Raw genomic sequence first — 11608 nt, forward strand, 5'->3', positions numbered from 1 at the left:
TCGAGGGTGTCGAACCGTTCCCGGATGTGGAAGAAGAAGATGCCGAAGATGATGAAGGCGACCATGACGGCGAAGGCGACCAGCATCTCGACGATCAGCGGCATGCCCTCGACGCCGACGGCCGCTAGGATCAGCCCGTTCTCCAGTGACATGAAGCCTACGACCTGACCGATGGCGTTGCGCCGGGTGATCATGGTCAGCAGGCCCAGCAGCACGACCGACAGGGCCAGCGCCAGATCCTCGCGCGTCAGCGCCGTGACGTCTGATGTGACCGGCAGCACCAGCAGGATCGACAGCGTCACCAGACTGACGCCCGCGATCATGGTCGGGCCGACGCCGAGCGCGGTATCGATCGTGCGCGCGATGTTCAGCTTGACGATGATCCTGTGCAGCGCGACCGGAATGACGACGGCCTTCATGGCCAGCGCCAGCACGGCAGTCACGTAGAGGTGCGGCGCATCCTGGATATAGCCTTGCCACGCCGCAGCCGCGCCCAGTGCCGCCGATTGGATCGCGAACATCTTGATCAGCGCGAACAGACGCCGCTGGTACAGCAGGGCGAAGCTGAGCAGCAGCACCAGGGCTCCGAGCAGATGGGCGATGTCATAGTGAATGCTGGGCATGACCGGCGCCTACAATCCCGTCGAGACATAGAGAAAGATCGCGCCGAGCAGGCTCAGCAGCAGGGCGCCGCCCAGGAACTCGCCGTAGCGGAACACGCGCATTTTCGCGATCCCGGTTTCGAACACCGCGAGCAGCACGGCCCCGGCGGCGAGCTTGAGCACGAAGGTCAGCAGGCCGACCAGCAACTCGACCGGGCCGTCATTGGGAGCGGCGATCCCCCAGGGCAGGAAGATGCAGGCGATCAGCGCCATGTAGAGCACCAGCTTCATCATGCCGGCGGCTTCGATCAGGGCCAGATGCCGACCGGAATACTCCAGCACCATGGCTTCGTGGACCATGGTGAGTTCGAGATGGGTGGCCGGGTTGTCGATCGGCACACGGCCATTCTCCGCGATGGCGACCATCAGGAGGGAGATCAGCGCCAGCGCCAGCGAGACCCGCAGGCCGACGCCGCCGCTCAGCATGAAATCGACGATCAGCGACAGCGAGGTCGTCCGCACCAGGATAGCGACCGAGAAGATCACCATCAGCATGGCCGGCTCGGCCAGGGCCGCGATCATCATCTCCCGCGACGATCCCAGCCCGCCGAAGCTGGTCCCGACATCCATCCCGGCGAGCGCCAGGAAGAAGCGGGCGCTGGCCAGCAAGGCCACCAGCGCAATCAGGTCGGCGGTGGCGGTCAGCGCCAGCGCGGTGGAGAACGTCGGCACCAGGGCCGCCGCCAGCCAGATCGCGGTGAACACCAGATAGGGGGTGGTCCGGAACAGCCAGGAAGCGTTCTCGGCCAGCACCACTTCCTTCTTCAGCAGGCGGAGCAGATCAAGGTAGGGCTGGACCAGCGGCGGCCCGCGCCGTCCGAGCAGCCGCGCCTTGATGACGCGGACCAGCCCCGTCAGCCCCGGAGCCAGCATCAGCAGCAGCGCCATCTGGACGACCTGGAAGACGCCCGCAAGCAAGGCCTGGACGACCATCATTGCGACACCGCCACCATGACCAGAAGCGCTATCAATGCTAAGAACATCAGCGACAGGTAACTGCGGATGGTGAGGAACTGGAGCGCATCGACCTGCTCGGAAATCCAGCCGACGATGCGGGCGACGGGGGTGAACAGCCAATCCCAGGCGGGATCGCGCGACTCGAGCGTGAAGCGGGCGGGCCGCGTTTCCCCCGGCGCCGGCATATCGACATGGTCGCGAGTCCGGAACAAGTGTCCGGCGAAGACCCGCCTCAGCGGCTGGGAAAAGCTGTCGGCGGAATACTGGCCGAGAGGAGTGGGATCGGTGAATCCGCAGCCCCAGGCGATCGACCGGCGCACCCGGCTGGAGGCATAGCGGTGGATCATGAAGACGGCCAGGATCGTCAGGATCAGGATCGTCAGGAACATCATGAGGCCGCTGTAGCTGTTCCCGAACGCGCTGGCGGGCGCCAGCCAGACCCATCCGCCATGGCCGCCGGCGTCTAACAGACCCTCCCCCACGACCAGCCGATTGACCGGCTCGATCATCTGGATGACCACAGTCGGCAGGACGCCGACGACGATGCACAGGAACGCCGGCACCCCGATGGCGGTCAGCATCACCGCATCGACCTCCCGCGCCTTTTCCGCGGCGGGCGAGCGCGGGCGGCCCAGGAAGACGATGCCGTAGAAACGGACGAAGCAGGCGGCGGCAAGGGCGGCAGACAGCGCCAGCAGCGCCCCGATCACGGCGAACCCGATCTTCAGCTCCCACTGCTCGAGCAGCGGACCGTTGAGGACGGCCTGGAACAGCAGCCACTCCGCGACGAAGCCGTTGAGCGGCGGCAGGGCGGAGATCGCGGCAGAACCGATCAGGCAGAACAGCGCCGTCTTGGGCATCTTGTGGATCAGCCCACCCAGCCGGTCTAATTTGCGCTCCCCCGTGGCGGTCAGGATGGCGCCCGATGTGAAGAAGAGGATGCTCTTGAACAGGCTATGATTGAGGACGTGGAGCATGGCGGCTGTCATGCCGAGTGCCGCCAGGGCCGGCACGCCCGATGCCTTGAACACCAGCGCCAGCCCCAACCCGATGGCGATCACGCCGATATTCTCGACCGTCGAATAGGCCAGCAGCTTCTTCACGTCGTCCTGCATCAGCGCATAGAGCACGCCGACGACGGCGGTGATGGCGCCGATCACCGCCAGGATGCTTCCCCACCACCAGAGTGGCTGGCCTACCAGATCGAACAGGACGCGGATCAGGCCGTAGATGGCAACCTTGGTCATGACCCCGCTCATCAGGGCGGAGACGTGGCTGGGCGCTGCGGGATGGGCCAGCGGAAGCCAGACATGGAGCGGCACCAGCCCCGCCTTCGAGCCCGCCCCCAGAAGCACCAGGAGAGCCGCTATGCTGGCCGATGTTACATCCTGCGGATGCGCCCGGATGCCGGCGAAGCTGTAGTCGCCCGTGGTGCCGGCGAGCATGCCGAAGCAGAGCAGCAGGCAGGCCGTGCCGAAGCTTGCCATGACGAAGTAGACATGCGCCGCGCGCGACGTCTCGTCCTCCCGGTGGGTCGAAAGCACCAGCAGCCAGGAGGTGAGCGACATGAACTCCCACGCCGCCAGGAAGACGAAGGCGTCGTCTGCGACCAGCACGAGGTTCATCGCCGCGATGAAGAGCGGGAAGACCGGCAGCACCCTGCCCGGCTCTTCGCCCGGTTCGTCATCGGGGCGCGCATAGCTCCAGCCGAAGACGGACGCGAGACAAGCCGCCAGATTGACCGCCAGCAGGAACACGGCGGACAAGGCGTCCAGCCGCAGGTTGGCGTTCAGCCAGGGCAGACCGACCGGCAGCGCCAGCGTATCGATATCCGTCTCGCCCATCGCAAGACGAACCAGCACAGACAGCGCAGCACCGCCGCAGACGACGGCCATGCCGCCATGCACGATTTCATGGGCGCGAGGCAGCCAGGGTCTCGCCATGCCCGCGAACGCCAGCAGCAGCATCGCCGCGATGCACAGACTAATGAATGCCAAGGTTGGGAACCGGCTGAGGAACCATGGTGAGAAACCACCGCGGGTATAAGGATATTTCCCCCGCTTATAACATGCCGGACCGCCCCTGATGCAAACATCCCGTCCGCGCATCCGGTGCCGCGACGGGATTTCGGCCGTCTTCCATCATGGCGGCTGGACAAGAAAAAACCGGCCGTCACTGACGTGAAGGCCGGAGTTTTTCAGTCAGGGAGGAAACGCACCACCGTGCGTCTGTGACATTATCATGTCGCCGCTCGTGTCAAAAATTAGTTAATCGGGCCGGTCTCAAAGACCCTGAGCCAGTTTGCCGCAGGCTGCGCCGGGCAGCGGGTGGCCGCTCATGAAGCTATGGCAGCAGCGCCAGTACCCTGGCCCAGGCCAGCACCGGCCAGATGACTGTGAGGACGAAAGTCGCAAGTAGTTGAGCCAGCTGTCCCCGCCAGCCCCGCGATGCCGTTGCGAAGCGGCACCGCCAGGTGAACGCGCAGCCGATCGCCAGCCAGAGAACCGTCAACGCTATGAGGGGAGCAGGCATATGGATCCTCCATAAGGGCGACCCAGAATTGCCGGCCGGAGTTTAATTTCACGTTAACCAACAACCCGATATGGCTTGTGTCGATAAGGTCCCTAGCCTTCAGGCATCTCAACGGAGTATAGGGTGGCCCACCCGACTTTCGGTTTTCACTGCAGCCGTGCCTTCACGACATGATCAGCATCAGCAAACGTATCGCCGACGAACTCTCCGCCCGGCAAAACCAGGTCGAGGCAGCCATTGCGCTGCTGGACGAGGGATCGACGGTTCCGTTCATCGCGCGGTACCGCAAGGAAGCCACCGGCGGCCTGGACGACACGCAGCTCCGGACCCTGGAGGAGCGCCTGCGCTACCTTCGGGAGCTTGAGGAGCGGCGCACCGCCATCCTGTCCAGTGTCGCCGAACAGGGCAAGCTGACGGACGAGCTGAAGGCGCAGCTTGACGCGGCCGACACCAAGACGCGGCTCGAAGACCTGTACCTGCCCTACAAGCCGAAGCGCCGCACCAAGGCGATGATCGCCCGCGAGGCCGGTCTGGAACCGCTGGCGCTGGGGCTGCTGGAGAACCCGGCCGTCGCTCCGGAAGCGGCGGCGGTCGCCTTCGTCGATCTGGAAAAGGGCGTGCCCGACGTCAAGTCGGCGCTGGAAGGCGCCCGCCATATCCTGGTCGAGCGGTTCGGCGAGGACGCCGAGCTGGTCGGCCGCCTGCGCGGCTATGTCGCCGACAACGGCAAGGTGGTCTCCGCCGTGGTCGAGGCGAAGCGCGACGAAGGCGCCAAGTTCTCCGATTATTTCGACTTCTTCGAACCGCTGAAGCAGATCCCGTCGCACCGGGCGCTCGCCATGTTCCGGGGCCGCACCCAGGGCGTGCTGGATCTCAGGATCGAGGTCGGCGATCCCGCGACCGATCTCCAGCACCCCTGCGAAGCGATCATCGCCAACCATCTCGGCATCCGCGATGCCGGCCGGGCGGCGGACAAGTGGCTGCTGGAAACGGTGCGCTGGGCCTGGAAGACCAAGATCGGCCTTCATGTCGAGCTTGACCTGCTGGGCGACCTGCGCGACCGCGCCGAGGGCGACGCCATCCGGGTCTTCGCCCGCAACCTGCACGACCTTCTGCTGGCGGCCCCCGCCGGCCCGCGCGCGACCATCGGCCTCGACCCCGGCATCCGGACCGGCGTCAAGGTCGCCGTCGTCGATGCGACCGGCAAGGTGGTCGAGACGACGACGATCTACCCGCACCAGCCGAAGAACGACTGGGAAGGCTCGATCGCCGTGATCGCCGCCCTGGCGTTCCGCCATAAGATCGAGCTGATCAGCATCGGCAACGGCACGGCCAGCCGGGAAACCGACAAGCTGGTCAACGACGTGATCAAGCAGCATCCGGACCTCAACCTCTCCAAGCTGGTCGTGTCGGAAGCCGGCGCCTCGGTCTACTCCGCGTCGGAAGTGGCGGCGCTGGAGTTCCCGCAGCTCGACGTCTCGCTGCGCGGCGCCGTGTCGATCGCGCGGCGTCTTCAGGACCCGCTGGCCGAACTGGTCAAGATCGAACCGAAGTCGATCGGCGTCGGCCAGTACCAGCACGACGTCAGTGGTTCCAAGCTGGCGCGCAGCCTGGATGCCGTGGTCGAGGACTGCGTGAACGCCGTCGGCGTCGATCTTAACACGGCTTCGGTGCCGCTGCTGGCGCGGGTGTCCGGCCTGTCCGACAGCGTCGCCCGCAACATCGTGGAATTCCGTGACCGCAACGGCGCGTTCCGCACCCGGAAGCAGTTGAACGAGGTCGCCCGGCTCGGGCCGAAGGCGTTCGAGCAGGCGGCGGGCTTCCTCCGCATCGCCAATGGCGACGACCCGCTGGACGCCTCCGCCGTCCACCCGGAGTCCTATCCGGTGGTGGAGCGGATCATCGCCAAGGCGGGCAAGCCGCTGAAGGAAATCATCGGCGACGCGCCGCTGCTGCGCTCGCTGAGCCCGGAAGACTTCACCGACGACAAGTTCGGCCTGCCGACCGTCCAGGACATCATCGCCGAGCTGGAGAAGCCGGGCCGCGACCCGCGTCCCGAGTTCAAGACGGCGGTGTTCAAGGAAGGCGTCCACGAACTGAAGGACCTGGAACTCGGCATGGTGCTGGAAGGCGTCGTGACCAACGTCACGGCCTTTGGCGCTTTTGTCGATATCGGCGTCCATCAGGACGGTCTGGTCCACATCTCCCAGCTTGCCAACAAGTTCGTCAAGGACCCCCATACGGTGGTCAAGGCGGGCGACGTGGTGAAGATCAAGGTGCTGGAAGTCGATCTCAAGCGGAAGCGGATCGCCCTGACCATGCGGCTAGACGAGCAGGCGGCCCGCCCTGCCGCACCTGAACCCCGTGCCGCAGCACAGCCTCAGCAGCAGAAGCCGCGCGAGCAGCGGGGCGAACGCAGCGGCGGCGGTTCGGACCGGGGTGGACGCGGCGACCAGCAGCGCGACCGGCGTCCGGCGTCGGGTGCGCCCGGCGGCAATGCCGGCGGCGGCAAGCGTCCGGATCGCGGCGACCGTCAGGACCGTGGGGAAAAGCGGGCTCCGCGTGAGCCGGCGGTGATGTCGGCCGGTCCCGCCCTGGGCGGCGCTCGGGCGGAAGCCTTCGCGCGGGCGCAGGCGGCGAAGCAGCAGAAGTAACCGGTACGTACGAAAAAGGCCGATCCTCGCTTCAAAGCGAGGATCGGCCTTGTTCGTTTTTCGTGTTCGGCTGGGTCAGTCGAAGTCCAGACCCACGTCGAAGTTGGTTACGCTATGCGTCAGCCAGCCGACCGAGATCATATCGACCCCGGTTTCCGCCACGGCGCGGACGGTGCGGGCGTTGATGTTGCCGGAGGCTTCCGTCAGCATCCTGCCGTCGACCATGTGGACGGCGCGGGCCAGCGTTTCCGGCGGCATATTGTCGAGCAGGACGGCGTCGACGCCGAGCGGGATAAGCTCCTCGAGCTGGGCCAGGGTGTCCACCTCCACCTCGATCTTGACCATATGGCCCAAGCCGGCGCGGGCACGCGCGACGGCGGCCTGGATGCCGCCGCCGGCGATCAGGTGGTTGTCCTTGATCAGCACGGCATCGTCCAGCCCGAAGCGGTGGTTGCTGCCGCCGCCGAGACGCACCGCCTCCTTCTCCAGGGCGCGGAGGCCGGGCGTGGTCTTGCGGGTGCAGGTGATGCGCGCCTTGCAGCCTTCCACCGCCTGAACCAATCCGCGCGTCGCGGTCGCGATGCCGCACAGGCGTCCCAGCAGGTTGAGCGCGGTACGTTCCGCCGACAGGATCGGGCGGGCAAGGCCGGACACCACCGCCAGGGTATCGCCGGGCGAAACGTCGCTGCCGTCGGGTATCAGGGTCTCGATGGTCAGGCCAGGGTCGAGCAGCCGGAAGGCCGACAGCGAGACCGTCAGCCCCGCCACCCGGCCGGGATGACGGGCGACGAAGCGGGCGCTGGCAGTCGCATCCGCCGGAACAACCGTATCGGTCGTCAGGTCCCCCGCACGGCCGAGGTCTTCCAGCAGGGCGGCGCGGACCAGCGGTTCATAGACCAGCGGGTACGGCATGGCGGGCTTCCTTCACGGATTGCTGCGGAACGCGCAGGGCGTCGAAATCGCGCAGGCTGATGAAACGGCGGTGCTGCCATGCAGGCGAGACGGCGGGGAAGTCGGAACGGTAATGAGCGCCCCGGCTCTCCTCCCGCTGGGAGGCGGCGCGGGTAATCAGGACGGCGCTCAGGAGCAGGTTGCGCAGTTCACCCCAGGCGACGGTGTCGGCGAAGGACGCCGAGCCCTGCCCTTTCAGGCCGGTGCGTTCCGCTTCCAGCCCGGACAGGAGCGTCAGGGCGCGGTCCAGTCCTGCGGCATCCCGCGACAGGCCGACATGGTCGTACATCGCGCGGCGGACGCTTCCGCGCATCGCAGCGATGGCCTCGCCGCTGCCGCTTGGAACGGCGGGAATACTTGGAACGGCGATGGGCGGACGCTTGCCTCCCGCACCCCCGACGGCGATGGCGCGGGCGACCCGGTCGCCGAACACCAGCGCTTCGAGCAGCGAGTTGCTGGCAAGGCGGTTGGCGCCGTGGACGCCCGTGTTCGCGACTTCGCCGCAGGCCCACAACCCGTCGATGCTGGTGTGTCCGTCAGCATCGGTGACCACGCCGCCCATGTGGTAGTGCGCTGCGGGCGCTATCGGCACCGGCTCGCGCGTCGGGTCGATGCCGGCTTGCGCGCAGAGGTCCAGCACCGTCGGGGAGTGCCCGGCGTCTTCGGCAAGGGCGGCCCGCATGTCGAGCGTGACCCGCTCTCCCGCCGCGACCCGACGCCAGACGGCACGGGCGACGACATCGCGCGGCGCCAGTTCGGCGTCGGGGTGCTCGGCCGGCATGAAGCGCCGGCCCTGGCCGTCGAGCATGACGGCCCCTGCCCCGCGCAGTGCCTCCGTCAGCAGCGGCAACGGCTTGCCGGACCCGTCGTCCGCCGCCAGCGCCGTCGGGTGGAACTGGACGAACTCCAGGTCTCCCAGGGCTGCCCCCGCGCGTGCGGCCATGGCAAGGCCGTCGCCGGTGTTCTCCGCCGGGTTGGTGGTATGGAGGAAGACGCTTCCCACCCCGCCGGTCGCCAGCACCACATGATTGGCGCGATGGAAGATCCAGCCGTCCTCGGCGTGACGGGCCAGCACGCCGTGAACCCGCCCGTCGCGGACGATCAGGTCGAACGCGAACGCTTGGGTCATCACCGTGACCGAAGCGGTGCGGCGGACGAGGTCGGCGAACTCGTGGGTCAGGACGCGTCCGGTGGCGTCGCCCCCGGCATGGACGATCCGCGCCCGCCCGTGGGCCGCTTCACGGCCAAGCATCGGCGTACCGTCGGCATCGCGGTCGAAGGCCGCGCCCGAGGCGAGAAGCCGGCGGACCTGATCGGCACCTTCCGCCGCCAGCAGCCGGGCCATCAGGGCATCGGTGATCCCGGCTCCCGCCTTGACGGTGTCGGCGGCGTGGTCGCCCGGATCGTCGTCGGGGCCGATCGCGGCGGCCACTCCGCCCTGTGCATAAGGGCTGGAACCGCCGGGCAGGTCCGGCGTCTTGGTCAGCAGGGTCACCGGTCGCGGCGACAGGCGCAGGGCGGTGGTCAGCCCGGCCATGCCGGAGCCTATGACCACGATCCCGGCATCCCGGACGGCGGGCATTCCGCCCGCTGTCCCTTCATTCAAGTGCATCATGATGTGTGCATCTCGGCTGCGGCCTGTTCAGCGGCCAACGGCAATCATCCGCTCCACGGCAAGCCGTGCCCGGCCGGCGATGGCGGGGTCGATCTCGACGCGCGGCTCCAGCGTGGTGAGGCTTTCCAGGATGTTCGCCAGCGAGATCCGCTTCATATGCGGGCAGAGATTGCACGGACGGATGAACTCGACATCCGGCAAGGCCGTCGCGACGTTGTCGCTCATCGAGCACTCGGTCACCATCAGCACGCGGGGCGGGCGCTTCTCGCCCACGTAATCGATCATCTGGGCGGTCGAGCCGACGAAGTCGGACGCTTCCAGCACGTCGGGCGGGCATTCCGGGTGGGCGATGATCGTGATGCCGCCGAACCGCGCGCGGTATTCCCTGAGCTGGTCGCCGGTGAAGCGCTCGTGGACCTCGCAGTGGCCCTTCCAGGCGATGATCTCGACCTTGGTCTGGGTCGCGACGTATTTCGCCAGATACTCGTCCGGCAGGAACAGCACGCGGTCCACGCCAAGGCTTTCCACGACCTGCACCGCATTGCCGGAAGTGCAGCAGATGTCGGTTTCCGCCTTCACCTCGGCCGAGGTGTTGACATAGGTCACGACCGGCACGCCGGGATACTTCTGCTTGAGCAGGCGGATGTCGGCGCCCGTGATGCTGTCGGCCAGCGAGCAGCCCGCCGACAGGCTCGGGATAAGCACCAGTTTTTCCGGGTTCAGCAGCTTGGCGGTTTCCGCCATGAAATGGACGCCGGCCATCACGATCACATCGGCATCGGTGCTCGCCGCCTGCCGGGCCAAGGCCAGACTGTCGCCGACGATGTCGGCGACGCCGTGGAATATCTCCGGCGTCTGGTAGTTGTGAGCCAGGATGACGGCATTGCGCTCCCGTTTCAGCGTATTGATCGCGTGGATCAGGGGAGCGTGGAACGGCCATTCGACCGCAGGAACGACGCGGCTCATCCGTTCGTAGATGGAGGCGGTCGCTTCGGCAACGGCGGGCGTATAGGCGAGATCGGCGGCTGCGGACATTGGCTGGTTCCAGGATGGCTTGTTTCAGGGCTTTGCTGAATGCCTTTCTGCTCTACCTGAGCACATCCGATTTATGTTCTCAACGAGTATATCATAATATACTCGTAAAGAGTATAATTGGAGCCAAGAAAAAGCGCGAAGAACACCGTTCTCCGCGCCACTCCTAAGGCCGTTATCAGAAACCTTGAGCTTGCGCCTGAGCCATCGCCAAGCCGCCGCCCGCGACGAAGACGTTGAGCGGAAGTGCTGCCAGTGCGCCGTCGTCACGGGTCATCAGGACCATGAAGGTGCCGGCGCCGGAGCCGCGCCCGACCCGCACGACCAGATCTTCGACGGGGGAACCGGCGATATCGATCGACGCGACCACATCCAAGCTCCACCGGGCGTCGCCATACGCAACATCGATCCTGCGGCCGGTCACGGCGAAGCTGTCTGCCGGCACGGTCGCCAGCCGGCGCGTCTTGCCGGCCCAAGCCGGGGCAAGAGCGTTGAGGGTCGCAGGGTCGAGGCGATCGGCCACAGCGCGGGCGAGACTGGCTTGCGGCGCTATATGCTCCTCCGGCGTCCTGGAATTGTGGAGCAGCCGCATGAGCGGGCATTCCTGATAGTGGGACGCCAGCGGATGGCCGGCCAGACCTCGGCCGCGCGTATCGCGCCCGGTCAGCGCCACATACCCTGTACAGTTGTCGGCCTTGAAGCGTCCCTCGGGGGTCTCGATCTCGATCACCGGCCGCTTTTCCGCCATCGTCTCCGCATAATGCGACAGCTTGTCACGCAGGCCGGCATCCAGAACGCCGGCAAGCCTCGCCCGCATCGGGTCCTCTTCCGCCGGTGCGTTCGAACCGACGGTCGCGATGATGAACAGGACCAGCAGGAGTACGCCGGCGGCGATGAGCCGGAAGACCGGTACGGAAGTGTCTAAGTCGGAGAGCGAGGGCGATGGGCGCATGATCGGCCTTGGTTCCAGGAGCGGGCCAGCATCAGCGACACCAGCCATGTTGCATTGCAGCATAACCTTTGCCTGAAATCCAGGCGCAATGCCATGCGCCAAGGCGCCACATGCCATGCAATGCCGGAAGGCCTTGAACCCAGTACACGGAACTGGATCTGCAAAGCAGATCGTCGGCGGGGGGGGGGCGCGCCCCCCCAACAGGGGGCGGGGGGCCCCCGCCCCCCCCCCCCCGGCGGGGGGGGGGGGGGGG

The 11608-nt window shown here is 66.7% G+C and carries 9 protein-coding genes; 1 reads left to right on the forward strand and 8 read right to left on the reverse strand.

What is annotated here, in order from left to right; genetic code table 11:
* The 4 genes from AC5JJ6_RS22110 to AC5JJ6_RS22125 all read right to left on the reverse strand — a co-directional run.
* Positions 1–623 (reverse strand): hydrogenase-4 component E (locus AC5JJ6_RS22110; protein WP_496044134.1); only part of this gene is annotated, 623 nt, incomplete at its 3' end.
* 9 nt (positions 624–632) lie between these two features.
* A complete protein-coding gene (locus tag AC5JJ6_RS22115; RefSeq protein ID WP_496044135.1) occupies positions 633–1598 on the reverse strand; it encodes a respiratory chain complex I subunit 1 family protein in 966 nt (321 codons plus the stop codon).
* On the reverse strand, positions 1595–3616 hold the full coding sequence (gene hyfB / locus AC5JJ6_RS22120) for a hydrogenase 4 subunit B (RefSeq protein ID WP_496044136.1): 2022 nt from the start codon (positions 3614–3616) through the stop codon (positions 1595–1597). The genes AC5JJ6_RS22115 and hyfB overlap by 4 nt, the downstream gene beginning before the upstream one ends.
* A gap of 346 nt (positions 3617–3962) precedes the next feature.
* Positions 3963–4151, reverse strand: a complete 189-nt coding sequence (locus AC5JJ6_RS22125) for a hypothetical protein (RefSeq protein WP_496044137.1) — start codon at positions 4149–4151, stop codon at positions 3963–3965.
* Between the two features lie 170 nt (positions 4152–4321).
* On the opposite strand from AC5JJ6_RS22125, the gene AC5JJ6_RS22130 reads away from it, so the two are divergent.
* Positions 4322–6805, forward strand: a complete 2484-nt coding sequence (locus tag AC5JJ6_RS22130; protein WP_496044138.1) for a Tex family protein — start codon at positions 4322–4324, stop codon at positions 6803–6805.
* A gap of 75 nt (positions 6806–6880) precedes the next feature.
* Here the strand turns inward: AC5JJ6_RS22130 and nadC are convergent, their stop codons facing one another.
* From nadC to AC5JJ6_RS22150, 4 genes are all read right to left on the reverse strand, one after another.
* Entirely contained in the window at positions 6881–7717 is an 837-nt protein-coding gene (nadC, locus tag AC5JJ6_RS22135) for a carboxylating nicotinate-nucleotide diphosphorylase (protein ID WP_496044139.1), read from the reverse strand.
* A complete protein-coding gene (locus AC5JJ6_RS22140) occupies positions 7695–9338 on the reverse strand; it encodes an L-aspartate oxidase (protein ID WP_496044140.1) in 1644 nt (547 codons plus the stop codon). Before AC5JJ6_RS22140 ends, nadC begins: the two co-directional genes overlap by 23 nt.
* A gap of 60 nt (positions 9339–9398) precedes the next feature.
* Positions 9399–10406: a quinolinate synthase NadA gene (gene nadA, locus AC5JJ6_RS22145; RefSeq protein WP_496044141.1), complete on the reverse strand. Its 1008-nt coding sequence runs from the start codon at positions 10404–10406 to the stop codon at positions 9399–9401.
* Between the two features lie 175 nt (positions 10407–10581).
* Positions 10582–11355 (reverse strand): hypothetical protein, encoded by a 774-nt coding sequence (locus AC5JJ6_RS22150; protein ID WP_496044142.1) that lies wholly within the window; start codon positions 11353–11355, stop codon positions 10582–10584.
* Positions 11356–11608: the final 253 nt, after the last annotated feature.

The organism is Skermanella sp., assembly GCF_059503625.1.

Bases quoted from the DNA above. Each gene is read 5' to 3' on its own strand.
- AC5JJ6_RS22115 (WP_496044135.1), bottom strand. From the start codon at position 1,598: ATGATGGTCGTCCAGGCCTTGCTTGCGGGCGTCTTCCAGGTCGTCCAG.
- AC5JJ6_RS22125 (WP_496044137.1), bottom strand. From the start codon at position 4,151: ATGCCTGCTCCCCTCATAGCGTTGACGGTTCTCTGGCTGGCGATCGGC.
- AC5JJ6_RS22130 (WP_496044138.1), top strand. From the start codon at position 4,322: ATGATCAGCATCAGCAAACGTATCGCCGACGAACTCTCCGCCCGGCAA.
- nadC (WP_496044139.1), bottom strand. From the start codon at position 7,717: ATGCCGTACCCGCTGGTCTATGAACCGCTGGTCCGCGCCGCCCTGCTG.
- AC5JJ6_RS22140 (WP_496044140.1), bottom strand. From the start codon at position 9,338: ATGCCCGCCGTCCGGGATGCCGGGATCGTGGTCATAGGCTCCGGCATG.
- nadA (WP_496044141.1), bottom strand. From the start codon at position 10,406: ATGTCCGCAGCCGCCGATCTCGCCTATACGCCCGCCGTTGCCGAAGCG.
- AC5JJ6_RS22150 (WP_496044142.1), bottom strand. From the start codon at position 11,355: ATGCGCCCATCGCCCTCGCTCTCCGACTTAGACACTTCCGTACCGGTC.